The sequence below is a fragment of the Chitinophaga sp. 05T412 genome, assembly GCF_056396465.1.
In genome coordinates this window covers 24,626-51,399 of the sequence record NZ_JBFTLN010000004.1, presented here as the reverse complement: position 1 = coordinate 51,399, position 26,774 = coordinate 24,626, and the positions used below count along the sequence as shown (strand labels likewise).

The window sequence follows — 26,774 nt, the reverse complement described above, 5'->3', positions numbered from 1 at the left end:
AACCATGGCTGAACAACTGAATACTTCTATTAGCGATAAATTAATCGGATCTCAGGCTGAATTTGTTAATGGAGGCCCTTCAGGCAACTATGCGCAGTCAGTATTGCAAAAATATGGAGCCACTGGCTCAAAGGCAGAACAGTTATCTCCTTTTTCAGGAGGAGTAACACCTGCATTTACCGTTCCAACAGGTGATAGTGCCGAAAAGTATCCCTATTATTCTCCCTTTGTTTCTTCCAATGAAGAGCTTTATGCAGGTTATCAGTCCTGGTATTCAAAGGCTGGCCATGGCATCCTCAAAAGTGCAGGACTTGCTTCAACCACCTTTTTAAACGGAACCATTGGTCTTATCGCAGGAGTAGGAAGCGCTATCGACACCGGAAAATTTTCTTCTTTTTATGACAATGACTTCTCGCGAGCTCTTGATAGCTTCAATGATAGTATGGAAAATAAATTCCCAAACTATTACACTGAAAGTGAAAAAGACGCATCCTGGTATTCACCGAAAAACATCCTGACAGCCAATTTTCTTTTCGACAAGGTTATTAAAAACCTTGGTTTCTCCATAGGTGCTATTGGTGCGGGTATGACCTACTCTGCTGCATTACGTTCCATTGGCCTGTTCTCAAAGATTGCTTCTGCTGGTGGGCTTGCCCGTACAGCAGAACTAACTGAAAGCGCGATTGAAACCGTTCCTAATATGCAAAGAGCAGCCGCCGTAAATTCTGGCATAAAAAAGGCAGCCAGTGAATTCCTGAGTGGTTTTAGTACACTCAATACTACCCAAAGGCTCATTGCCAGTGGCCTTGGCACAATCGGGGAAGCCGGATTTGAGGCACTACAGGAAGTAAACAGTTATCGGGGAAAACTTATCTCCGAATATGTAACCACGCATGGCTATGAACCTTCCGGCAATGATCTTGAGCAGATCAATGATATCACTGAGCGTGCCGGTAATATGCTTTTTGGCTTAAATACGGTATTGCTCACTGGTACCAACTATGTACAGATGCCTAAAATTCTGGGCTCCTCTTTCCGTGCTGAACGCGCTTTATATACTGAAGCGATAAGAGAAACTGAAGGTATCTTCCTTGATCGTGGTATTGGCCGTTATGTAAGAGATCTGCCCAAAACCAGGCTTGGAAAGATTGCTGCTGGAGCAAGACATTTCGGTTCTCTGGCATTTTCTCCCAGCGAAGCGTTTGAAGAGTTAAGTCAGACCAGCTTTAATTTCGGAGTCGAAAACTATTATGATAAAGCCAGAAAGGGCCAGGATACTGATTTTATTGATGATGCTTTGACTCATGGCTATTATAAAACACTCACAACTAAAGAGGGACTTGAAAGTATGCTCATCGGTGGGCTTTCTGGAGGAATCTTTGAGATACGCAATAAAATCAAGGCTAATGGTATAACCGGTAATGGCGGAACAATAGGTGTAAACTCAAATGCTGCTGTAGAAGCATTTAACAACCATTTGTTCTCAGGTTTTGTCTGGGATAGTCTGCAGAGTCAGAAAAGAGCAGCTGTAATTGGCCAGGAACGCGCTGAAGCTATCAGTCGGGGTGAAATTCTGGAATCCCGCGACCTGGAGTATGATTATACCCATAATTATCTGGCGCCAAGGGTTAAGTATGGAAGGTTCGATCTCGTTAAAGATGATATAGAGCAATACCGAACTCTGGGGCTTACGGAGCAAGGTTTACAGCAGCTTAAAGATCAGGGGATTATTGCCCCCGATACCACATCCGAACAATTTATCTCTCGTCTTGATAATTTTAGCCGGCATGCCGACAATGTAAGCCAGCTTTATCAATCGTTAAATATCAGGTATGCCGGTCTGAAAAATGATGAAGGAAAGCCTGTATTTGATGAACAGATAATCGACAAAATGGTTTACGCTGCTGGAAAGGTTGCCGACTACGATAACCGAATCCCTGCACTTAGCTCTTTGGTGCTGTCTACCGGCATTAATATCCAGCCATTGCTGGACAGCATGGTAAAGTCTGATAAGCCCGGTAAAGCGGTGATTGATGCCGTATTCGAACAAATCAGACAGCTTGATGTCCTTGAAGATCAAAAAGATCAGCTTAAAAATAATGTAAGTGATCTGGCCGAACTCACCAGTCGCCGTCGTCATATGTTAAAAGAATATGAGCAGTTAAAAAACCGGCCAGAAGACTACATTACTCAAAGGTTCGGTAAGCCTGATACAACGGCGCCGGAAAATTTGGAAATTTCCCAGCGTGACCAGAATGGTAACCTTTATTCCATGCCTGTCGATCCAGAAGTATCCTATCCGCTTGCAGAAAATATCATTCGGGATAAAAATACACTACATCCCTTTTCTTCCCTTACTATTCACGACAGAAATATTTTAGGTGAACTGAGAATTACCACCCCTACTGGTAAAACAACTTTTGTTGATCCAATGGTGCTTAACCGCTATAATCTAACGTCCCCCTATACAGATGCCGAAAAGGTAAGTCTCACAGATCTTTTTAACAAAGCTGCCGGTAAAATATTGGAGCAGTCAGGCCTTGAACAGATCCAGACTGGTATTCCGGAGTCATTTGAAGAAAAGATCGCATTATCTAACTCAGCGGATAATGCTGTGCTGACCGATAAAATGGAAGCAGCGTTAAAAAAGGCCATTGGTGATTTTGAGAATATTCGAAGGAAAATTAATGAAATAGCTGAAAAAGAAAAATCTGAAACAATAGAATCCGGCATTGCAGAATCTGAAAAATCCTCTGGTCAGCATGCCACTGAAAGCCCCTTATATGATAATGAGATTATAAGGTCGGTTGATGAGAGTGCCAAGAAGCATATCGGGATAGTATTTCGGTCATCTACAAGCGAAGCTACAGATATCAGAGGGACAGGTGAAAATGATGATTTCCATCGGCGCGCAAACAGGTTCTTATCTATTATTGATCAGCTTCCAGATAGAGAAAACATCAGAATAATTGCTATTACCCGTAAAAACCAGAAGGCAGCCGGACTTGATGGCCTAATTGGGGACTATGTTCCAGGCACCGATATTAGCGCCGATAATATCGATGAAGGTGTAATCCGCCTTATCTTTATCCGTAGCGATAAAACTGGAGATCATTTTATTGACTCCGCGGGCAAAAACCTGGGTAAAGTAGGCACTCCGGTGTCATTTGATAATCTCGTATATTCAACACTTCCCAATACCTCTTTGCTTTGGAGAAATGGGCAAACAAGGTATATTTCTTCTGGCCCAAGGGCCGCAACAGAGCAAACCGCAAAAAGTTACCAACAGGCCTGGAGGATAAAACGTACCACTCTCCTATCAAAGACTGACAACTATGATAGTTTTCCTTTCTCTGTCTCCAGAGGAATACCAACTTATTCTGAACCGGCAAAAGCAAGTACTGTTGTCGGTACCTTAATCTCCAGTGATGACTTGAATTCTAATATTATCAACATCCCTACCCAAAAGACAGGTGAAACTAATGGTCGTGGATATGGTAATATTATCCACAACGAAGAAACTATTTCTATGCCACTTGGTAGGCCCGTTTTACAAAAGGGCGCCACGCTGCTTGCTTTAAATAACAGAAAACTAACCGGTAATGAAAAACGGATTGTTACCGGTGTTTTAACCCGGGTTGCTCAAAAACTGGAAACAGGCACCTGGGACCGTGATGCTGTAAACTATCTCCAGTCCATACTCTTCTGGAAAAAACCTGCAGCTGATGCAACAGTATCATCAAATCAGATCTGGACTTCAGGTGGTTACCTCTATTTGGGTAGTCGTGACAGAGCCGTACCTCTGATTACCGAATTGATAAACGAATCGCCGCTATTAAGCGATTTTTTAGATCAGGCTTATATCAGCGTGAATAATTACCTGTTAACACATCGCAGTTCAGAGCCATTCAATGAAATAACTGATATCGATGACCAGGGACAGGTTAAGCTGCTTCAATGGAAAAGTTACCAGCATTTTTTACTGGATAATAATTATACTACTACTGCAGATGACACAAGCAATCTTTCCGGCAAAAGCCGCTCTGTAGATAATATTCCTTTGACCACAGACATTATAATCCCGGATGAAAATGCTGATAAATACAGCAGCCCTTTTGAACAGCGATATGCAATCTTGAATGATTTTGATCTCTTTCCTCATGTTGCAAGTAGTAGCAATGTTATGGACGTAATTTCCGATGCCGACTACAATTCATTTGTTGATAAAAATCAGGTCAGTAAAACCCTGCTAACATCTATTGCCCTGAAAGTAGTAGAAAAAGTAGAGCTTTCCCCCAGAGAAGAGGCGATTTTAGCCGCAAAAACGGCTGATATCAACACTATCATAAATGATTTATATAATCGCAGCTCTGCTACCCCCTCTCCTGGAGAAAGTACATCTACCTCTATGGACCAATCACTCCTTTCAATTACGCAGGCAGGTGATTTTGTCTTAGATGGAACAACACTAAACACGATAGAATATGAAGGTAAAAAACTGGCAAAAGTTGCAGCATCCTTCAATGGCAGACAAATAATGTTTGGGCAGTATCAACATTTAAGTAAAAAAGAACATTCAGCAGACAAGAAGGCTGCCGTCCTTGAAATTGCGACATTTCAAATAGCGCAGGCCTTAACAGAAGAAATTACAAAAAGGCAGCAGCAGTTAACAACTGGTGTTTCAAGTCAGCCAGAATTTACCCCTCCCCCTCAGGTAGAAAGTACCCCCATACAACCTGCTGGCGCCAGTAATGAGGAACTGACCGCAGATCAGATTTTTGCCAATCTAAAACCCGGTAACCAGAGCGATATAAGCGGTGGTCAGTTTAGAAAGGTTTCGGAGGCAAGCGAGCAAATTGAAAATATTGAAGAATTTGAAAAATATGCTGAAAGAGTACTTCCGCAAATACCCCGCCATTACCTGAAAGATCTAATACGTACTTCTGATGGGGGTTACGCATGGGGAATGTTTTTAAAAGGAGCCATCTATTTATATGAAAATGCTGCCTTGGGAACGGGCTATCACGAAGTATTTGAGGCCATTTACAATATGTTCCTGGATAAAAGGCAGCAAAAAGCCATTATCAGTGAATTTAAAAATACAAGTGGTTCATTCTATGATAATACTACCGGTAGTGACTTGTCCTACGAGAATGCCAGTGACCATCAGGCCAAAGAACAAATAGCCGAAGAGTTCAGACAATATGTACTGTCAGGTACACTACCGGTTGCTCGAATCCGCAAAAACTTCTTTCAGCGTTTATGGGATTATATAAAAAGGATTATTGGCATAAGTCCTGATTCGATTTCCTCATTATTTAAAAAGATTTCAGCCGGCTATTATGCAAACATTCCGGTACCCGCTCAAATTCCTTCAGTACCTTATTATAGCATCACGGTCACCGGTTTAAACAGTACTTTTATACACCAGGCAATGCAGGGCATAACTGCTATTGTCATTGAAGAACTTTTTACAACCAATGGCAGTCTGGTGAATCTGGAGGAACAGAAAATCTCGCTGGAATCATTGTACGATAAAGTATTTGAAAGACTTCAGACCTATTTTATGAAGTCTTTACCCGAGCAGCTTCTGTATGATTTGCAGTTAAACAAAATATCTGACGAGGAATCTTTAAAAGCAAAGCAAGTCTATGCCGGATTTATAAATAACAGCTGGATACCTCTAAAAAAGAACTGGAGAGCTCTGGTGGCATTAAATAAAGAATTCCTGCGAACGCTAAATATTGAATTTGAATCTGATGATATCGAAACCGGGGATGTATTATCCGAGATTACCCCTGATTCAAACAACCGCGAGTATGAGCGGGATATATTAAAGATCAGCGCCAGGAAAAATGCTTCCACTGCAGTAAAATTACTTTTTGCTACCCTTTCCGCTGTAGAGCAGGATAGTAATAACCCTATTGCACAGGCAACTCTTTCTACCCCGATAAGGAAACTCTCTTCTTTAAAGCTTCCACTACTGGTAAACTATGCCAGCTACTTTAACCGTCTACTATACCAGGTAGCCGGTAATCATCAGATGAAAGGGTTGGTTCAAAATATAAAAGCAATCGCCAGCAAAGACGGTACCTACGTAAGGTTATATAACCGTTTAAAACTCCCGGCTGGATATGAAAACCTTGGGCTTGATGACTGGAAGTTGCTTTTAAAGCTCTATGCCACCACCTCAAAACAGCAACCTGACTTTTTGATAGGACAACGGGATGAAACCGGGAAAAATTATTTTATAGGCGCCAATCAGAACAGACAAACGAGACTTGTAGCAAGGGAATGGATCAGTGCCTTGAGATTAAGTAAGATGGTTACTGTACAAAATAATAAATACAGTATCAATAGCCAGATACTTGAAAATATGCCGATAAGGACACTGGAAGATAAAATTTCATTTCTTGAATCTCTTGGCATAAAATTTAACCAGGCTGGCTACAATGATTTATCTGCGGTAAACAAAAAGAAATTCAATGAAGGTGCTTCTGCCATATATTCCCAACTTAAAAAGACAGGAGACATTGCAACACTTTCTGGTCGGTGGCTTGGGATTTCAGGGCCACTGAATAAACTCGCTGAGGCCTATGTAGCCATGGCAGGTAGCACCACGGAGCCCCAACATTTGAATATCTCCGGAGAAACGGTTCAAAACCTAATTCTACACAACTATGTTTCCATTATAACAGGGGATCTGAATAATACTGCGTCAAAAGTTGAACTACTGGAAAAACTCCCACATTTGTCCGACGTTTTCTCCAAAGATTCATTACTTCTGGAAAATGGAGGCCCTCTCTTTGATGAAACTGGTAATCGCCGTGAATTCCCGATTTCAGTATCTATTATTGAGGGGTTAACCGATTCTGCGCAGCGGAAAGCAACGCCGGTAACTGCTTTGTCACTATCTGCCCGAAGAATGGTAGAATTTAATCAGAACTTAAGTGGAATATATTACACCCTCGTACCAGCTGATTCAAGAACAGAATGGGGACTGAATCTCGGTGGGTATAACTACATTGGCTTTGGAGATTTCGCAAATAAAGATGCACTGGCAGCAAAGATATCCAGGATCTTTACCTCTTATCTTACTACAGAAATATCACTGGCGGCAGCGGATAGAAGCCATATCAAGGCTGTGGGTAAAAAAAGTTCAACTCTACGATTTTTCAAAGGAATATTATCTGAAAGCTTACAAAAATCAGCAGGAGAGGTAATTTCCGGGAAAAATACTGCCGGTAAATGGATCAGTGTTAACCAGACTGCATTCTTAAGTGAAGTTAACTATTGGATCGATAAGCTTACAAACTCTCAAGTTGAATATTTCCTGTCCAGAAGGCTTGTCTTAAATGATCAAAATGATAAATATCGTTTCCCTGGCTTGGATAGTGACTTTACAGCTAAACACGGTATACCCTCTATTTTATCGAGAGAGCAACTGCTGGATATAATAAAGTTCAGAACGGTCAATTATGCCATTCACAATATTGAATTGCATAAAGTCTTTTTCGGCGATCCAGCCCTTTATTCTGATCCTACCAAACGAATAAAATCATTCTTAAGTGGACGTGAGATCACCTATCATACGGATCGTGAGTTTGACACTTTTGCAAACTCACATCTAAATAGTGTTCATACCGAAATAAAGGATATTGCATTACAGCCATCGGATCCAGGTTATCATCATTTCAGGGATTATATGCCCTCAGTCACTACCAGCGATATTATGGTAATAGGATCGCTTGCCATGGATGAGAATATTGATCCTAAAATACGGCAGGCATACGCTAATACTAATGAGGCCGATGCCCAAAGCTGGATGAGACTTACTACCTATAGGGAGCTTTTACATAAAGCTGGTGGCAGATGGACGGATGCGATGGAAAAACAATTTCAGTATGAAATGGCGTATGAGCGAGTACAAAGGGAAAAGTCGGGTACCTATAAGTATACGAACAGATCATTAAAAGCAGCTGATCTTTTAACAATTAGAGCCGGTAACCCCTCCAGCGCAACATTTGAAATAATAAAGCCAATTGGTTCTGGTGTTAAGTACGGCGCCACGTTCGCCGATATGTTCCTGGATAAGACTTCTACTGTTCCCCTATTTTACCGGATGGTAGAAAGTATGGGAGCCGAAAAAATTTATTTACAAGCAGAAAAATCTGATGTCGGATACATAATCACGGAGTCTGGTAGAAAAGTAGGAGCTGAATCCCAGTTTGATCTATACGATGAGAAGGGCCGAATAAATGAATCTCCATATAATAACAGGATAAACATACCATTTAAATATTTCGGTATCCAGCAGGAAACAGCTAGTCATAGCCAGGGACAACCGCGTGGTACCCAGCTCACAAAAATTGCCACTATGGATCTGCTTCAAGACTCCGTGCCGATAGATGTAGCAGAATCATATTCCTATGACCAGTGGCATTTCCTTTCTGATGATGAAAAGGTTGAAAAGTCTCCCGTTTATGCTTTGGTAAATAAAAACAGAAAAATTCTTGATGCTCTCACCGATGCGGGTTACAGGAAAGTGCTATCTGCACTTGATATTAAGGAAGAAAATGGTGATTTTAATATTAAAGATTTCTCAAAAGTAGTTAAGCTTTTAAAAGACCAGGTATTATCACGAGATCTTCCTTCCGATCTACGACAGGCGTTGGATACCGATACTGCTACTGGAGAATTAAAGGTTCCTCTTGAGGCCCTTACAAACTATAGATCGTTAAGGTCAATTATATATTCTGTAGTAGATAAATACCTCCTTAGTCCCAAGCTAAATGGTGGTCCAAAGGTACAGGTAAGTTCTGCTATATTTGAAAAAAATGGCAGAAAGGCTGTCTACAAACCAGAAGGAGATAAAAATGCTTCATGGACAGAGGTAAAAAGTTATGAAAGCCTCTCCGAGGCTGAAAAAATTACCGTCAGGCTATCTTCGAGTGATCTTAAATTCTATTCAAAGGATAGTCCATTCATGGAGGTCATGCTACCTGCATGGTTTAAACCGAAGCTGGGCGCAAATAAAACCGATGAACAGATACTAAAATATCTCAAGAGCAAAAAGTCACCCTTACTTTCAGGCATTGGCTTCAGGATCCCTACTCAGGCACTTAGTTCGGTAGAAAGATTTATAGTCAAAGGCTTTTTACCGGCTGAAATGGGAAACACCATTATGGTTCCATCAGAAATTACGGTAAAAGCGGGCTCTGACTTTGATATTGACAAGCTTAACACCTACTTAAGAAATTTCTTTATTGGCAAGGACGGATTTCCACAGAGCTACGAAATTGTCTTTAAGGACACCTCTACAGATCAGGGTTTATCGGACCTTTTTGAAATTTTCAATTTAAACAGAGGGGTTACTGTATCAAGTCAGCAATATGGTATCGACCAGACAGCTACGAAGCTGATTAATCAGCTATTTGGCACAGAGCTGGAAGCTGAGCAGCCCGCCGACAACCTGGAAGATTTCATGATCTTAAACAGAGGCAAAAGTATTTTTGATATTTACGGCAGGTATCAGCCGGCGGCACTCGAAAATGCTTATATCTCAACGCTGGAAGAACTAATTTCCCTTCCTTCAAATTTCGAAAGATTGATTCAGCCCAATTCTGCAGACGTTTTAAAAGATCTCAGAGATGAGTTAAATCAGGCGTTAAATAAAGAAAGCGTTACTGCCAGTGGCGATTTCGCCAAATTACTGGACCCAATGCACCTTTCTGAGGTAAGGCATAACTTCCTTGCGGGTAAAGATGGTGTTGGTATCGCCGCACTACAGCAGACTAATAACGCACTGAACCAATTAACCGGCGTAGTCCTTGACCACAGAGACTTCATTAAAAAGCTATCTGCCGATCAGCTTCCCTATGTTCAGGATATGGAAATAATGCTGCCCCATAATTCGGTAAATATATCCGGACAAAAGTTTATTTCTCTTTCATCAATTACCGATATCATAGGAAAATACATTTCTGATAAGATATCCGCGTATATAAATGGCTACGTAGACGTTGCTAAAGATGCTTTTATAGTAGAACTTGGCGCGAGTTTAAATGTCGCATCTACGTACCTTTTTTTAGAAAAAGCAGGTGTAGCCACCCGGAATGTAATATTTTTCATGAACCAGCCGATAATCAGGCAGTATCTTACTACCCTTGAGATTAACGGCTTTGCATCACCGATATCTGCCAGAGCAGGGAAAATTATCGCCCAGGTAAAAGGATCCTTCCCAACTTCTACCGGTAATTTTACCACTATAAATATTGATGGCTTAAAATCCAATATTGAAAGGTATAGCGCAGGCGAGAAATTAACAAACGAACAAAACCGGGAGCAACAGCTTATCCTGGATGAATTCCTTAAGTACAGTGTTTTTGCTGACCATCTATTTAAACTCGCACAAGGATCCAATTATGACACCGCCAATTTTTCTGATCCCGCCCTAATTTTCAGAAAAGTTCAGCAAACAAACGATGTCCGGGAGAATAACCTCTTCCAGGGTATCGATAAAATATTAAATGGTTCCTTTATTGGCACAATGGCTAATCGTCTTACCACCCTGAAAGAAGCGCTGGGTAATATTTTCGTATATGATAAGCCAAATGTTTCTGCTGTACTGGAATCTGTACTAAAAGACTATGCATCTTCCGGTATATATTTAAGCGAGAAGGATTACATTTCTATTGCTTCCAGACTACAGGCAACATTTACAGACTATCTCATTCAGATTTATGGGAAAGAGAGCATTGGTGGAAAGATTCATTCCCTTTTTTATGGATCAAATGCAGTTGCTGATCAGCTCAATGGCATAAAGAAAACACTTCCGGCAAGTAGTGATTTAGCTAACAATGCAGTATTGCAAAGTTTAGCACCTGTATTTGATTCCGTGAATCCCAATGGCCCCAAAAACCTGGTTTTTAAAGAAAAACCCTTTGACGGCTATAGCTATAACAGATATACAGAGGCTTTCAGAGAGCTGCGTGATAATATTCATACTGCCTCGCTTTATCAGAACCTTTTGCCTCTCACACTTCTACAGACAGGAACCCGCAGGGCTCAAGGCTCATTTACCGAAATATTACCAATTGAGGATTATGCGCCACTGCTTTCAGATATCCTCGGAAAGTTGGAACATAAATCTGACTTGCACAACTTTAAGGACAATTATGTTTTCCAGAGAACCAACTGGTCCGAAGATAACGTCGTCCCCCTCATTGAGCCTAAACTTCTGGAAAGCCGGGAAGGATCCTGGTACCCTTTATTTGCGGTACCATCTATGTTATTTGAAAATCTGAAAATTGCTTCCCGCTCATCTTCCGATTTTATCCAGTTACATTCCTGGTATCAGGCCAGAGAATTAAATTTTCCAGTGGTTAAAATACGCTTCGTGGGTATTGACCCTACAACTGGTGAGGTATTTTCAAGAGAAAGGCAAACGGAAATGCGCAAAAACGGGGATTACTCCTTTTATAGGTTTAAGCTTTTTCAAAAGGTACTGGAAGTAGGTCCTGATAATAAAATGGCGCCTTTAACATATATGGATCCGGAACAAAGAATTCCGGGATCCTATTATACAATTTATAAACAGATCAATGCGTGGGGTAAGCCAGGGAGCATACAGGAATTTCATGCGCTGCCTAAGCCTTCGATTTTAGAAACGAATTTAAAAGTAACAGAATTTAGCGACCAAGATGTTATCTCCGCCTTCAGGGATTCCTCCCAGGTATTTAGGCAGACAATTAGCAACGAGAAATTCCTGCCATCCAAAGCTTCCGCCAAAACGATAAAAAAGATAGAGAGATTTTTGGAAAATATTGGTGTAGATGTAAAAAAGGTCGGAAAAGTTGTTGTAAACGGCAAAAAACTGGATGTTAATGCCGTAGCAGATATTACTGGTAAGCTGATACAGGTTGTTTATGGTCAGACTGAAACTGCACTTCCAGAGGAAGCTATGCACTTTGTTGTTGAATTAATCGAACAGACAAACCCTCAACTCTTTAACAGACTGATAAAGGATGTAGGAAGCTATGATTTATATAAAGAAATCTTTAGTCAATACAGGGATATCTATACTACAGAAGATGGCAGGCCAGATGTAAGAAAAATAAAGAAAGAGGCAGTGGCAAGAATTCTGGTGGAAACCATTATTAAAAATAACGAAGGGTATATCGAAAAACCTCATCTACTTGCTCAGACCAAAAGTTGGTGGAAAAGTATATTGGATTGGTTGAAGCATTTGTTTTCAAAAGCTAAAATTGATACATTTCAACTGGCCTCTGAATTTGTAGAAAAACCGGAACTACATAACAAATCAAATTCTATTTCATACGCTGCCTCACGTGTAAATACTGTAAATGCAAGTATGAAACTTGCATTGGCGTTATCTTCCGATAAATTTCGGAAACTATATGGAAAGTTTTATTCTACCAATCCAGAGAAATTCTATTCGGAATTACAACGCGAAGCCTCTAAGGCACAGGTTAATTTGCTTAGAAAGTGGGCTTTAACCAATACGCATGAGGACATTGACGATATGATTACAGCTGTAATATCAAAACTTTCATATGCTGTACAGATCAAAGTAGGTCAGAGGCCACCGCGAGAACACGTTGTTGCATTGGAAAATGGTTTGTTTGATGTCATTTTAATAGATCCTGACAATAATGAATATGTCGGAGCAAGCGGATTAACCAGGCAGGAAATTGTTCGTCATTTTGGTGATCGAATAATGGAAGAGTATCGCAGGGAATCTGTGTATTATAAAGATGTTACAGTACCAGGCGGGAGCAATTATTTGGAATATGAGATAAAAACCCCTGAAATTACACCTGCCATAAAAGGACATGCTGCTTTTTCGACTGTAAATGGAATAGGTTGGTTTCGAACAGATCAGATAAATGAGAAAACCAGACGTATTATTGAGTTACAATCAGATTTATTTCAGAGAACGGCTAATAACGCACCGCTGGTTAATGGATCGTTAACACCAATTCAGGAAGGACAAAATGACTTTTTGAATCAATTCCATCAAAATGGAAACTGGATCAAATTTTTTATCCAAGCAGTTGTCCAGGATTCTGCAGCTAAAGGATTTACTACAGTAAGATTTCCTGCTGGTAAAACTGCACTTTTAGTCGAAGGTATACCAGTCGAAGAAGGCCTTCATCCAGTCGATTTATTTTACGGGGAACGTATCAAAAACACTTTAGTTAAAGTATATGGTAAAGAAAGCGTTCAACAGGTTACGGACGAACATGGCAATACCTGGAATCAATTAAAAATTGAAGAAAACAGGGATTTAGGTGAATTCTATTATCAACTGGGAGGTAATCAGGATCTACTATCGGATAAAATATTGAACCTTCATAATCAGATTACGAAAATAACAAACCCCAACAATCCGTCAGAAAGCCACTATGAGATAGCAGGCAAAAAAATTGAGTACAGGGTAACAAATTTGACCAATAAATTCTACACTGAGAAATTCAGGCATAAGCAGTTGTCTGAAACTGAATTGCAGAAAGCTCTCAATGAGCAAAAGAGAGATAAAGGAACTGACGGACATGCTGATCTGGAAGATATTTTTCATAACCTGGTGGATGATGATGGATACTTACGTGATATCCCACTTGCTCAGCGCCTACCGTCAAGGCTAGACAGCGATGACAACAGCTTTTACCTTACTCTTGAACAGAACCTTAAGGAGCGACTCCATGATTTTCCTGCCGGCACCCGATTTTTTTCTGAGGTGATGATTTATGATCGGGCCAAAGATGAAGCAGGCACCATAGATTTTCTAGCTATTGAACCGGATAACACTGACGGCACCTCCGGGAAGATCCATATTTTGGACTGGAAGTTCATCTCCCTTAAAAGTGATGCTACTGATATTCCCTGGTATAAAAAGGAAGCCTGGAATATTCAATTATCGGAATATAGAAGAATTCTTTCTACGCCTGATTATGGCGCAAGCAAATCAGGATTCGGACAGACAAGAGCGATTCCCATAAAAGCGACTTATGCCTACGCACAAGGTACAAACGACAAACTAAAACTTAAGTCCATTCAGATTGGCAACAATAACACCCGTTTAATCAACGATGATACTCTATTACCTGTACCGTCTTCAACAGAAAGTACTGGCAACAATCAACTGGATAATTTGCTCACCTCGTTAAATAGCATGGTTTATAAAATATATGATACCCGAAGCGAACCAGGTAAAGAATATCAGAAAATAGAAAGGCTTAACGATCTGGTAACTGCCATCAGACGACTTCAGTTAAAAATGTCTACCAAGGATTTATTTGACTTTGCGAAAGCAGATATAAAAAGCTTTAACGAATTTTCAAAAGATAATCTCAAACTTTTTGATGAAACCTCTTTTTCAAACTTATCTACTGCCGAGTTAAACCGGTTATCTGCGAAAATCCTCGATGCTGAAGATGTTTTAAGCTTCTATAAGGATTTTGGTAAAATTTATCGTAAAATATTTGATCCTTTCCAGGACGCCAATAAACCCCTTCTCCGGGAGGCGGAGGATATATCCGATGGGGCTGAAATTGTAAGGGACAAATTACTTGAACTGGCTGGAAAACTAAGAACCAACCCTATCGCCTTAGGTGCCAATGTAGTGGACTTACTGCAGGCTGAAAAAGCCGTTACCTGGTACCAGAAATGGGTCCGCTCATTATCTCAAGGAGCCACCAAAGCTGTGCAAATACTATCAAGTATTATAAATAATATAAACAGCCGGTACCGAATCGATTTCTCAGATGAAATGGAAAGGCTTGAGGAAGTGAAAAAAGATGTAGAAGGATGGATGAAAAAAAATGGAAAGACCATTAAAGATTTGCAGCGAATGTTTCTGGGAATTGATTCCAAGGGAAACTGGAATGGCAAGGTGATTTCACGTACCTCTCAGAAATACTATGCTGAGCTTGAGAAAGCAAAAATTGCTAAGAACAAGGACTGGATTACTATCAATGTGGATACTGCTGCCTACATGGAATGGTACAAGCAGGCTTATATGGATAGGGTTAACAGCTTTGCTATATCCCGGTTAAATGAAAATGATGATAAGGATAAAGAAATAAAGGCTAAAAGGCTTGAACTTTTTGAAAAACAGTTTGATATCCAAAATCACACTGATTCGGCTATATCACAGGCAAATTTGCGGTTGAACAGTTTTCCGAATCTGGCAATCTGGAGCTCAGAGGCTTATACAGAGTTAAATAAGTCGGGCAATGAACCGGTGTTAAAAATGTACCGGTATTGGGAGACTAGGCTTGAGAAGTCTTATAACCTGGGCATTATTAGCGCCTGGGAGAAAAAAACATTCTTCCCTAACGTAAGGAAAGATTTTCTTGATAAAATGGTTTTCGGCAGCCGAGATGCCACTTTCAAAACCGCAAACCTTAATTTCCTCAATGATATTCGTGTTGATGCCAACGACCAGGTATACGGTTACACTGATATTAATGGCAATCCACAAGATAAACTCAGCGCCTGGTATGTTTATGATCTAGGCCAGAAGGTTACTACCGGTACTGGCGATGATATAACAGATTATTCCCAAAAAAGTACAGACATCTTTAAAGTGATGGCGCTATGGAATGCGGAAATGATAAAGTATCAGCATAAATCAGAAGTAGTTGATATCGTAAGGTTGATCCACTACACGGAGCAAAACCGTAAGGCAATTGCCAGGTCTAAAAAAACTGGTGGAATTTCCTACAGAGCTGATGGTGAGCCTGTTTTAATCGACAATGTGGAAAATTCAGCTTATTTCAAAAATTATATGGACTTCTACTTTTATGGTAGGAAATTATCTGAAAGCCAGGATGTTACTTTTACCCTCCATTATAATAAACTCGCACAAAAGGTTAATGGCTTTTTCAAAGCTGACATAATGCCAGCGTCCAGTGAAGAAGAAATTGTTATTTCCGGAAAAAAAACAATTTCTGCTGTTAACCGATTCTTTCAGATGAAAGTGCTTGGAGTAAATCTGGCAACTGCAGTTACCAACTATCTCGGTGGAAAGACCAATGCTTATATGCTTGCAGGCAAACATTTTACAAAAGCAGATTTCACGAGAGCCTCCATGCAACTGGCCGCATCTAAATTCCACACTGAAGAAGGAAAAGTATACGCCGGACTTTTAAATTACTTTTTGCCCTTGACGGAAGATAGGACCAGAGAAATTGTTCGGGATCAATCTGTTTCCGCAGCTGTGCGATTCCTTTCTTCAGATCACCTGTTCTATCTTATGAGGACTTCCGATAAAATGGTTCAATATCCTGCTGCAATTTCTTTTTTTGATAACACTATGATAGAGAATGGTAAACTGGTAAATATCCGCGAGTATGTAAAAGCCCAAAAAGGTTACAGCAATATTTATCAATTAGGTGTAACTGAGCAAAAAGCTTTAAGAACAGCCATAGAAGATGAAATAGATAATCTTAAAAAATCTCGTTCACTCCCAAAAATTGCAAAGATCCAAGCAGATAAGATTACCATTGAGGGCATCGACAGAAGTAGTGCTACTGTAGCTGCTTTACGAAATCGTATAGGTCAGTTCGCGAAAGATGCACTGGGAAACATGAGTGAGGATGATATATCTCAGTACAGAATGACACTATTGGGACAATCATTTATGATGTTCAAAAATTGGATCCCAAGAATGGCTGATGTCAGATTTGGCGAATTTCGCTACCAGCATGGAACAGAAAGCTATGAATGGGGTAGAATTTCGATGCTCTTTAATGCACTGAAACACGGCATACTAACCGGGGCAACGGCATCATTGAAAACACTGGTGGGAAGTAACGATGGTCTTGTTGAAATCGCACGAAGGGTATATCAGCAGAAAAAAGCGCAGGTGATGGCTACAGGAGAAGTTTTTAATATGAGCGAAGCGGATTTTATCGATATGTACGTTAAAGGTATACGTACACAGTTAAAAGAAGTAGGTATTATGTTAGGAATGGTAGGTACGCTGATGTTTGCGAAGGCAGAAGTGCCGGATGATGATGATAGAACCAAAGGTTTCTTTAAATGGCTGGTGAGAATGATTGATAAGCTTACTGATGAGCTTTCCTTTTTTATGAACCCTCTAAGCTTCACGGCGATCGCCAACGGCAGCGTATTTCCTTCTGTACAGGTGCTTACCGATATTGTTGTTCTCATGCGCAATCTGTCCTTTGAAGGCTATTACGTTGCTATTGGTGATGAAAAAGCAGCAGAGAATAATAAAGTACTCAAGTACCTGTACAAGACTTTTCCGGTATCAAAGGAGCTCTTGATGTATACCGCTATTTTCAATGAGGAAATTGCCAAAGAATATGGAATAAGTATCACTACAAACGCACGCAAAAGATAAAACCTTTACCAGATGAAGATTTGCAAAGATTGTCAGCATATAAAAGGAGATGAATGTATAAAATATACCGGGCCTGCAAATCCAGCCTGCGGATTACTCTATGGTCAATGGTACAGAATTGAGGATTTGATCAATTTGCTTGTCTGCTCTACAGGCAGTTTGACCACTACAACTACAAAACCACCTTCTGGGGGATGTAGCAATTGCATCTGCATGAAGTTAGAGCTATTCAATGTAGTTAACAGTTTCATGTTTGGCCCAGATACTACCCTTACGGTAAGAGCTTATAAAGACGCACAGCACACCGATTTACTAACAGAGGTGAGTAAAGGACCGGAATCGTCTATAGTAAAGGAATTTCGTGGAGCTTTGGAATATCAGGCAATATATCCAAAAATTGAAGTTAATGCAGAGCTACATAATTATGCCAAAGGACTTGATCTGATTATTGCTGTTAACGGTTTTCCAAGATATGCCCGTTCAATCCCTGTACCTTCAACGGGAATAAATGTTTTTGACGACCTACCAGCGGTCTTACCTACAGGAACTATCTCTTTTTATTTAATATCGTCCAGCTTTGATACGAATCCAAACCCTGGAATAGGTATTATTGCCATTGGCGGTGACAAATTCTCTGATTCAGTGTTTAAGATACGAACGACTCTTGAGGAAGGCGGCGCCGTTACTATCCCAGAATTGTTTTTTCCAGCAGAAGATATGGATGATGACGATTTCACTTTTACTGATTTTTCAACAATTCGGTATTCGGCTCATGCTACGGCTATGGCTATAGAAATTAGTGGAACAAATAAAGAGAGTTATGGTATTAAAATTGAATTTATCGCATCGAAAGATGGGAACCTCTCCTATTCCGCCATAGTTGATCCGGGAACTAATTTTTTAAAAACCGTAAATATGAATGTTGATCAGGCCAATGAAAATGATTTTAGAATACTCTTTACTCGTATTAAATGATGGATTTTATATGCGCCCAACCAGATACTCCCCTTTTCATTTGGCAACTTCAGACGTTACTCACATCATTTCTTGATCTTGGTGTAAACCGGCAAAATATTCATTTTCTGGTACTACTTGAAAATGGCAACCCACCTAGCCCGGAAATCAGATCTTTGGAGAAATATGCCAGTATTTATTATTACCGTGAAAGAACTGAAGGAAGATTTTATCCCCCCAGCTCAAAACCTTATCTGTTTGCCAAACATTGGGAGAGGTTTCCGGAAATTAAAGACCGGCATTATCTCTTTGTTGAATCTGATATGCTTATCTATGCTATTCCAGATCTACCTAAAAATGAAATCTGGTACTGGAGTGATGCAGAAAATTACCTTGAAACCGGCAGATTTGAGATTTTGCTAGATAAGCCGGTAGTTAGTGGAAGATCTTTTGGTTTTCATTGCTATGGAAAAGGGGCTACACCTGAATTCTGGTATCAGGTAGAAAAAGACAGCCAGGAGCTCTACTTTAAAATGGCCACAGGCAATACTGATGCAAACATTTGGATATGTGAAATGAGAGCCTGGATGTGGAATGCCTGGCAGCATTTTAATAATATCATTCATCCTCAACTTCTCTTTAATGATGGTCACGGTCTCAGGAAAAATGGAGCTACTCTATATCATCAACTGTCCAGCAGAGCTTTTAAGAAAAGGAAATACCAACGTCTTGATGATATCGAAGAAATAAAAATTGACCCAGCATTTAGTCTCCATGACTATTTGAAAGCCATAAAGCGTGCTAAGGAGTTTTTTTTACATTAACACCAGATGTTAAGCTGCAAATTCAGACATGGCCAATCGCTGATAATTATCACTATTTTTGAACTAGCGAAATAAATAAGATGAAATTACTGGCATTTTGTGCTACCCACGGAAGACATACCCAACTGGAAAGATCATTAGGTTTGTTTCTTAACCAGGATTACCAGGATAAAAAGCTGCTTATCTATCAAAACTCTCCAGTCCAGCAGCGTTTATTCAAGGATAGCCCTGAAATTATATTAGTAAATAACCATATTGACCCAATAACAAATGCTCCTTTTACCAATCTAGGAGCGATATACAATGCGTGTCTGGACTATATCGAAAATGAAGATACGGCTGTTACCTTTTGGGATGATGATGATCTGTTCAATGCTGAACATTTGTCCAGCGGAATTTCCGGTCTTCTAAGAGGTGGGAAAAGCGCTTATAAGCCGGCATATTCCTACTACAGATCTGACGCTGGAATAGAGCTTGCAAAAAATGTGCTGGAGCCTTCCATCTTTGTTACAGCAAGGCACTTAAGAAAATGGAAATTTGCTCTTAGCACAGGCGATCAGCATCTTCAATGGGTTTCGCCATTGGTACAGGAGCATGATATTTCAATAGAAGAAAATGGCCGGCCAACACTCATGTATAACTGGTCATCAGAGGATCAGATCTTTAAAACTTCCGGAGATTTTTTAAACCCAGATAACTTTCAAAATTTTCAGAAATACTCCCAAGACCACGGTGATCAGATAATTAATCCTTTAAAAACTGATCAATTAATCAATTATCTCTCTCTCTTTCCTGCTATTTAACATCTCCCAGACTATTTAATAACCCATGCCGCAATGCTGCCGGCATTACTTTGCAACTACCATGAAAGATCTGGTATTTGTCAGCGCCTGTCCGGATGACACGGTATTTAGCTGGCAAATTGAAATATTTATCGAAAGCTGCCGGTCAAATTCTATCCTTTTCCCAATACATATCCTGGTATTTATTCCCTTCGACCGGATAAAAGACGGGATAAATAAGCGATTTGTGATGCTTGCCGATCGATACAAAAAAGATAATGTATCATTCTTCTATTATCCAGATTACGAAAATCTGGTAGAAAATGGAATTGCTGAAATTGGATACATTCCGCTATTAAGACCCAGAGTACTAAAAAAGCATTTCGAACTACATCCTGAGCTTACCCAGAAGACAATATTCTACCATGACAGCGATATTGTTTTTACCAGGCCAATGGAATTTGGTCCCTTTTTAAATGACGAAATATGTTATCTCTCCTATACAGGATCTTATATGGATAGCGAGTATTTTGACAGGGCTGTTGTAAATGTAACTCCTGGACTTGAAGATGCTTATAAAGAAGAAGATGTAATTGATCATGCCTGCAGGCTTGTTGGTATAAATGGGAAGGTATGCAGGGAAAATAATAAAAGCTGTGGAGGAGCTCAGTATTTACTCAAAAACATTGATGCTAATTTTTGGCAAGAAGTGGAAAATGGATGTATCTCTATCCGTAAATACTTAAGCTATGAACTAGGAGGTATCAACTCAAGATTTTTTCCTTCAGAAGCTAAAGGCATACAGAGCTGGTGCGCCGATATGTGGTCGCTGCTTTGGAATCTTTGGAAAAAAAATCTGAAAACAATCACTCCTCCTGAAATGGATTTTGCCTGGGCCACAGACGATATCACCCAATGGGATAAGGTTAGCATTTACCATGACGCGGGTGCATGTTCGCAAACTCCATATCTATTCAATAAAAGAGACAGCCTGTATTTATCAGGCACCACGCCTTTTGAAGTTCTTCCACAAAATTTGAGTAGTGAATTCTGTAGCTATAACTATGTAAAAATTATACAAAAAATAAAGGATAAATACTATGCCTAAAAAACTTAAAATCTTTGTCAGATATGATGCTACAGGCATTTTGGTTGCCGGGACTGCAGTAAAAGCATACAAAAAGCCCGATGGATCCGGATGGAGTCAGGTTCAAGCTAATGTATGCTGTGATGGTGCTGTTACTTCTAATTCACATAATGGCCTTTGTGGTTACATTCGTATAGATGGTAGTGGCAATGCAATCCCAGGATCCCTGGTAATTAGAAAAAATCACCCAAAGGATGGTAGTTGGTATATAGTTCCCTATAAACTCTGTTGCTAATGATTGATAAATTACCTGCTATTCAGAAATTTCTACTTTTCCTGACAAAAAACATGCAGGTACTCTTACTTGCGCTGCTTTGTGCATCTGTTACAGCAAACATTTATTTAATAAAGGAAATGATCAAAGTAAGTAGCGCATGCGATGATTTTAAAAACCGCACAATTGAATATGAACGACTTCGCGGTGAGAAATTAGACCAGATACTGCTGGAAGAAGTCAAAAGGGAAATTATTCACAGACAAAATACTATCCCCCAATGAAGAAGCTTTTTGCTATAACTATCATTCTTACCTGCCTATTAATTGTAACAAGTCTTTCCACTCCAGGAGGAGATACTTCCCAGAAACTTCAGCAGCAGCTGCCCGATAAGACTCTTTCAAAGGATTCCATCATAATTGAATTAAGACAAATAAATACCCGGCGCCTTGAAATCATTGAGGAAAAATCCAGAAATATAACCGATGATATTAAAAATAGTAGACATATTGGCACAAATAACAGGTAATAAATGGTTTAAAGTATTAATCCGAATAATTATTGCCGCTTTTGTTATTTACATAACAATCTCTTTTCTCTCACAAAAATCTCAAAGTGTTATTCCAGATACAAATATGGATTCCAGCTTTAGGCAGGAAACGGATAAAAACGGAAAACTAATAGCTGTAATAAACGCCCAGGAGTTACAGATTATCTCTCAAAACAAAATGGTAGACTCCCTGGCTCGCGCTTTAAGGTTAAAAACCAGAAACATCCAGGCAGTAGACAGATACATCATTCGAACAGATACAATTATAAAAGATAGTGTGATAGTTACCAGGTTTGAGGATACTGTCATCTTTCACAAAAAGGATAATTATCTGGATCTTACAGGATTTGCATCCAGCGAAAAAAATTGGATAGAACTCAAGTTAACAGATACCATATTTCGAGTGGAAAATCGCCATACCCCAATTTTTAGAACACCATATTCACAAATCTATCTTACCAACGCAAACCCATACTCTAAAATAGTAGCCGGAAATGTACTTAAGATCACCTCTCCCAAACCTATGATCACAATTGGACCTTCATTTGGTTGGGATCCTTTAAGCGGAAAAATAGTCCCAGCTATCAGCGTGCAGATACCGGTTATAACTATTTATCGGAAATAAAGGCTATTGCCTGTTCAGGCAGATTGCCATTTAAATGTTTCTTTAAAAGCTTCTCGTACATCATTTTTACTTTAGGGACCTTATCCAGATCCTGCTCTACAGTCGCATGAACGTCCGGATGTAAGATAATTATATTCCATTGTGAGTACCTATACTGGGGATATTTTGACTTAGGAAGAATATGATGGAACATTGATCTCAGTGGCTCTCCCAGTGGTCTTTCTGTTACCTGGCAAATGCTTCCTCTAAGCTCCCAAATTTCCAAATAGAAATCCCAATCCGATCTATTCAGATCAGATTGGGAATTTTTATTTAGCAGTCTTTTATCACTAATTTTTTTAAAAGGTTTGTACCTTTTTAAACGATTTATCATTTCAACTAAATTAAAACAGTGACCACTACTCTGTTAACAACTTTGACCCGAAAACCCTCTAAAGGAAAGATCCCATTTCCAAGGGTAGTAACCATTTCAATAAGCTTAGGAGTAAGTATTTTCTCCTTTACCTCAGATATATTAATATTTTCAACTCTTTCCAGATAACGGACAATAGCATGTTCACTTACTATGATATCTATGGAAGTGAAATGCCTGATCTGCTTTTCAACATCAGCTATCTTTCTTTTACTAGTTCGAAGTTCCTCGGTTAATGATTCATGTTTCATCACCAGGATAGCCCGCTCTGAAAGAAGCTTATTTCTATAGGTTTCCAGGTTTTTAAGCGTCATATTTTTACATGATCTGCTTTCCATATTATAAATAAATTATTAGGGTAGTGATGTTACTCGCTGAAGGACTTTGGATTCAATCTCCTGGTATAAGCCTTCATTATCACTAAGGACTTTCTGAACGCTTTCCACTCCTTGTCCGAGCCGTGTGGCATTATAGCTATACCAACTACCTGCCTTATCAACAATATTTAATTCACTGGCAAGTGTTATTACTTCAGCAAAACGGTTTATTCCTTTACCCCATTCGATAAATACATTGGCTTCCCGATACGGAGATGCCAGCTTGTTTTTGATGATTTTGATGCGCGTTTTATTCCCTTCATTTTCTTTATCCACTGTTTTGCGCACGTCAATTCTCATAGATGAATAAAACTTTAACGCTTCACCGCCGGCGCCAGTCTCCGGAGAACCGTACATAACACCTATCTTAATACGGATTTGGTTTGTAAAGATTATAAGGGTATTATTCTTTTCAGCAATCGGACAAAGCATTCTAAGAGCCTGGCTCATCATCCAGGCAAGTCTGCCAATATTGGCATCGCCTACCTCACCGTCAAGTTCCTTCTTAGGGATAAGAGCTGCTACTGAATCAATAATGATTACTCCTACTTTTCCAGATTCAGTAAGTGTTTTAGCTATATTTAATGCCTGTTCCCCATAGGGTGGCTGGCTAATCAGCATATTATCGGTATCAACACCAAGACTTTTGGCATAACCCATATCCAGAGCATGTTCCATATCAATGAATACCGACTTTAATCCCTTTTTCTGGGCTTCAGCAATAGTTTGTAAACATATGGTCGTCTTTCCGCACGATTCAGGGCCTATAATTTCAATAATTCTACCCAGCGGGAAACCTCCTATTCCCGTGGCAATATCAAGTAGCAGACTTCCTGTGCTAACGACAGGTATTTTTTCGGGTTTTTCATTTCCTGTAATCAGGGTTCCTTTTCCGTATTGCTTGTTTAGACTGGCTTTCAACTCTTCAATGACCAGTTCATTTTCATTAATCATAGGGTTTCCTTTGGGCGCAATAAGGGCCGTGAACGTATCTGTAAGGCGTATCAGCTCATTTACAGTCTTTCTGTGGAGTAAAAGGAGAGAGAGTGAATATTACTCAGAAGAATGTTTATAGAAGGTATAATTGGCATTTATGTATTCTATCACCTCCCGGAGGATGGATAAAGAAAGCGGTTCTGTCGAGAGTAAATCGGAGAATCTGTTATAGGAATTAATTACGGTAGAATGATCTTTTCGGGTATAGGCACCTATTTTTAACAGAGAATATTTATTTGTAACAAGGATAAAGTAAATCAAACCACGTTTATAAAGTGAATCTGTGTCGCGCTTTTTATTAAAAACTTCCTTAAATTTCCAGTTAGTGGCATCCAGTATTATCTGCACTGCAACTGGTAAATCCATTTTCATTGGAAGAGTGCATAAGGTCTCCCACCTGCTGCAGATTTGAACTTTCAGGCATCTTCCGGTTTTAGACAAAAAATCTACCATATAGCTTTCTACAAGTTCGGATTCTGTCATATGCTTTGATTATCCTTCCTGGCTCAATAACAGATCTTCTAACAATTCAAAACAATATACGAAGCCCTGTTGCTCTGCTGTTTGCCGATTGAAAAACCTCTCCCCTGTTTCAAGGCCAGTTATACCATGAACCAGTATTTTAAAGGTATTGTCTTCTGGTAAAATGAACAGGAAAAGCTTCAAATCATCAAAGAAATCATAAAGAAACCTGGGATTGGTCTTAATAAGGAGGGTTTTAGCTATCTTCTCCAGGTCATTTTTACCAATTGTTTCTTTTCCAGTAGGAGTTTGCGGATCAGGTTTGTTAAAAATAATGTCATAACAGGATAGAAAATGCGACCAGGCATTGGGATAACTTTTAATTATAGTATTTACCAGGTGTAGTTCCATGTCTTATGCAATTATTGATGATAGCTTTTTTAAAGTAATTGTTTCTCTACTCATTTTAGGCTTAGACCAGTACTCATCTTCAGGCCCTAGCTCGATTTCAAGTCTTTCCTGCCAGTATTTTCTAATAGACTCAACTTTATTTACTACCAGGTATTGAATGGAAGCTACTGGAATATTAACGCCTGAACTACCATCTTTTTCATAACTAATAGCAGGTAACAGATTTTTAAAAGCAACGCTGAATTTAGAGTACTTACCCTTAAGGAATCTATCATGGTCCTTTTTAAACAAATCGGGAATTTTATATACCAGGACTACAAATCCTCCTGAATGGTCATAATCAGAGATAATCCCGCATTTTTTTAAATACTCCTGGTCTATATATGCCTGCATGATTTCCATAGAAGACGGCTTAAATAAAAGGTAGATACAGTTTTCAAAATCATGAGTGGCCACATCATCTTTAAGATACCCATTTATAAATCCATACCTGGTTACCAAATCATCAGCATCCTTTTGCAGGCACGGTAACAGAAATAACGATGTGTCATTAAACTGCTGTTTCATATTTTGTATAAGTTTGCAGGCTGCAATAACCCTTATTTTCGAAATTCTTTCTACTAATTGACCAGAGATTGTTTTCTCTGTGCCATTTAATTGCATCAGTGGCTTCTCTAAGCCCCATATAGTAAATACCTTTATGATCTTCAAATCCCTCAAGGGCTTCTTTCATATGCTGCCTTTTTACCGGATAGATAAGGGGATCGAGTTGATTTGAAGAATCAGCAGCAATAAACTGCATGAGCTCAACTCTATAGTCTGCAAGACCGTTATTATTCTTCCAGGAAATGATAGCATAATAGTAGATCAGCGCCTGCAGGTAGTACATATATTTACGGTAATTGTAGTTGAAATCTTCAATATCATAGGTTGTTTTCAAATCGATTGGAGAAATCAGTTTAAGTTCATGGTCAACTACTACCTTATCCAACATGGACTTAAATTCTAGCCCAAATAAATCAAAAAGCACTATCAGCTGATAGAAAACGGTATACCTACTATCTGTTTCCCGGTTAACCAGATCCTTTGTTATCCAATGATTTTTAAGCTTGGAACATACTGATCTGGCCATTGACTTTTCTGTTACATCTACAAGATGCTTCCCTGTAGCAGAACGTTGCTGTTGATAATAGTTCTCTGCATCCGATCCCCGGAACTTAGAAATAACGGCATCTAATGTGAGGTTTTTGAATGCGACTTTATTCCCATTTGCATCGAACTTGACAAAATTATATGCTTCTTCCATAAGAGACTCCATGGTTCTTGTCACCCGCCCAAGTTCATCAAGGTTTTCTTTCGTAAGAGAATAGAGTTTATCCACAAATAATCCCATATGTCCGGTTGGTTTGATAAACCTTGCGTCCTCAAATAACAGATCGTAATTATCCGTATTCCATAAAAGGGTCTCTGTTAATGTACCGAACTTCGTAGCCGTGGTATCGGTGCTGGTAATCAGCACCGATTGTTTTTCAAATTCATCCACGTACTTCATTCGGTCCTCAATAAATTTTTTAATCCAGCTATAAGAAAGCCGGTGAAGCTGTCTGTATTCTATTTCTGTCATCATC

The 26,774-nt window shown here is 39.5% G+C and carries 15 protein-coding genes; 8 read left to right on the top strand and 7 right to left on the bottom strand.

The window, feature by feature from the left end:
* Positions 1–4 precede the first annotated feature (4 nt).
* From AC1DFM_RS10460 to AC1DFM_RS10425, 8 genes are all read left to right on the top strand, one after another.
* Complete coding sequence (locus AC1DFM_RS10460; protein WP_477076667.1) at positions 5–17,392, top strand: hypothetical protein; 17,388 nt, start codon at positions 5–7, stop codon at positions 17,390–17,392.
* 12 nt (positions 17,393–17,404) lie between these two features.
* Positions 17,405–18,367, top strand: coding sequence for a hypothetical protein (locus tag AC1DFM_RS10455; protein WP_477076666.1), 963 nt, complete (start codon positions 17,405–17,407; stop codon positions 18,365–18,367).
* Positions 18,364–19,170: a hypothetical protein gene (locus tag AC1DFM_RS10450; RefSeq protein ID WP_477076665.1), complete on the top strand. Its 807-nt coding sequence runs from the start codon at positions 18,364–18,366 to the stop codon at positions 19,168–19,170. Before AC1DFM_RS10455 ends, AC1DFM_RS10450 begins: the two co-directional genes overlap by 4 nt.
* 80 nt (positions 19,171–19,250) lie before the next feature.
* The gene (locus tag AC1DFM_RS10445; RefSeq protein WP_477076664.1) at positions 19,251–19,973 is read left to right on the top strand and encodes a hypothetical protein; all 723 of its coding nucleotides are present in this window, start codon (positions 19,251–19,253) and stop codon (positions 19,971–19,973) included.
* Between the two features lie 61 nt (positions 19,974–20,034).
* A complete protein-coding gene (locus AC1DFM_RS10440; RefSeq protein WP_477076663.1) occupies positions 20,035–21,060 on the top strand; it encodes a hypothetical protein in 1,026 nt (341 codons plus the stop codon).
* Between the two features lie 273 nt (positions 21,061–21,333).
* Entirely contained in the window at positions 21,334–21,597 is a 264-nt protein-coding gene (locus AC1DFM_RS10435; protein ID WP_477076662.1) for a hypothetical protein, read from the top strand.
* Positions 21,594–21,842 carry a hypothetical protein gene (locus tag AC1DFM_RS10430; RefSeq protein ID WP_477076661.1) on the top strand — a complete coding sequence of 83 codons (249 nt, stop codon included), beginning with the start codon at positions 21,594–21,596 and terminating at the stop codon, positions 21,840–21,842. Before AC1DFM_RS10435 ends, AC1DFM_RS10430 begins: the two co-directional genes overlap by 4 nt.
* Entirely contained in the window at positions 21,823–22,488 is a 666-nt protein-coding gene (locus tag AC1DFM_RS10425; RefSeq protein ID WP_477076660.1) for a DUF6549 family protein, read from the top strand. Before AC1DFM_RS10430 ends, AC1DFM_RS10425 begins: the two co-directional genes overlap by 20 nt.
* On the opposite strand, the gene AC1DFM_RS10420 is transcribed toward AC1DFM_RS10425, so the two are convergent.
* The 7 genes from AC1DFM_RS10420 to AC1DFM_RS10390 form a co-directional block, all read right to left on the bottom strand.
* The gene (locus tag AC1DFM_RS10420) at positions 22,472–22,861 is read right to left on the bottom strand and encodes a hypothetical protein (protein WP_477076659.1); all 390 of its coding nucleotides are present in this window, start codon (positions 22,859–22,861) and stop codon (positions 22,472–22,474) included. The two genes, AC1DFM_RS10425 and AC1DFM_RS10420, sit on opposite strands and share 17 nt — an antisense overlap.
* Before the next feature lie 5 nt (positions 22,862–22,866).
* On the bottom strand, positions 22,867–23,238 hold the full coding sequence (locus tag AC1DFM_RS10415) for a hypothetical protein (RefSeq protein WP_477076658.1): 372 nt from the start codon (positions 23,236–23,238) through the stop codon (positions 22,867–22,869).
* Between the two features lie 15 nt (positions 23,239–23,253).
* Positions 23,254–24,231, bottom strand: coding sequence for a recombinase RecA (gene recA, locus AC1DFM_RS10410; protein ID WP_477076657.1), 978 nt, complete (start codon positions 24,229–24,231; stop codon positions 23,254–23,256).
* A 99-nt stretch (positions 24,232–24,330) separates the two neighbouring features.
* Positions 24,331–24,756 carry a hypothetical protein gene (locus tag AC1DFM_RS10405; protein WP_477076656.1) on the bottom strand — a complete coding sequence of 142 codons (426 nt, stop codon included), beginning with the start codon at positions 24,754–24,756 and terminating at the stop codon, positions 24,331–24,333.
* A 9-nt stretch (positions 24,757–24,765) separates the two neighbouring features.
* Entirely contained in the window at positions 24,766–25,146 is a 381-nt protein-coding gene (locus AC1DFM_RS10400) for a hypothetical protein (RefSeq protein ID WP_477076655.1), read from the bottom strand.
* 3 nt (positions 25,147–25,149) lie between these two features.
* Complete coding sequence (locus AC1DFM_RS10395) at positions 25,150–25,713, bottom strand: hypothetical protein (protein WP_477076654.1); 564 nt, start codon at positions 25,711–25,713, stop codon at positions 25,150–25,152.
* On the bottom strand, positions 25,697–26,773 hold the full coding sequence (locus AC1DFM_RS10390; protein WP_477076653.1) for a PD-(D/E)XK nuclease-like domain-containing protein: 1,077 nt from the start codon (positions 26,771–26,773) through the stop codon (positions 25,697–25,699). The genes AC1DFM_RS10395 and AC1DFM_RS10390 overlap by 17 nt, the downstream gene beginning before the upstream one ends.
* Position 26,774 lies beyond the last annotated feature (1 nt).

What these genes read in the sequence shown, in the direction of transcription:
- AC1DFM_RS10460 (WP_477076667.1), top strand. Translation starts at nt 5, where the DNA reads ATGGCTGAACAACTGAATACTTCTATTAGCGATAAATTAATCGGATCT.
- AC1DFM_RS10455 (WP_477076666.1), top strand. Translation starts at nt 17,405, where the DNA reads ATGAAGATTTGCAAAGATTGTCAGCATATAAAAGGAGATGAATGTATA.
- AC1DFM_RS10450 (WP_477076665.1), top strand. Translation starts at nt 18,364, where the DNA reads ATGATGGATTTTATATGCGCCCAACCAGATACTCCCCTTTTCATTTGG.
- AC1DFM_RS10445 (WP_477076664.1), top strand. Translation starts at nt 19,251, where the DNA reads ATGAAATTACTGGCATTTTGTGCTACCCACGGAAGACATACCCAACTG.
- AC1DFM_RS10440 (WP_477076663.1), top strand. Translation starts at nt 20,035, where the DNA reads ATGAAAGATCTGGTATTTGTCAGCGCCTGTCCGGATGACACGGTATTT.
- AC1DFM_RS10435 (WP_477076662.1), top strand. Translation starts at nt 21,334, where the DNA reads ATGATTGATAAATTACCTGCTATTCAGAAATTTCTACTTTTCCTGACA.
- AC1DFM_RS10430 (WP_477076661.1), top strand. Translation starts at nt 21,594, where the DNA reads ATGAAGAAGCTTTTTGCTATAACTATCATTCTTACCTGCCTATTAATT.
- AC1DFM_RS10420 (WP_477076659.1), bottom strand. Translation starts at nt 22,861, where the DNA reads ATGATAAATCGTTTAAAAAGGTACAAACCTTTTAAAAAAATTAGTGAT.
- AC1DFM_RS10415 (WP_477076658.1), bottom strand. Translation starts at nt 23,238, where the DNA reads ATGGAAAGCAGATCATGTAAAAATATGACGCTTAAAAACCTGGAAACC.
- recA (WP_477076657.1), bottom strand. Translation starts at nt 24,231, where the DNA reads ATGATTAATGAAAATGAACTGGTCATTGAAGAGTTGAAAGCCAGTCTA.
- AC1DFM_RS10405 (WP_477076656.1), bottom strand. Translation starts at nt 24,756, where the DNA reads ATGACAGAATCCGAACTTGTAGAAAGCTATATGGTAGATTTTTTGTCT.
- AC1DFM_RS10400 (WP_477076655.1), bottom strand. Translation starts at nt 25,146, where the DNA reads ATGGAACTACACCTGGTAAATACTATAATTAAAAGTTATCCCAATGCC.
- AC1DFM_RS10395 (WP_477076654.1), bottom strand. Translation starts at nt 25,713, where the DNA reads ATGAAACAGCAGTTTAATGACACATCGTTATTTCTGTTACCGTGCCTG.
- AC1DFM_RS10390 (WP_477076653.1), bottom strand. Translation starts at nt 26,773, where the DNA reads ATGATGACAGAAATAGAATACAGACAGCTTCACCGGCTTTCTTATAGC.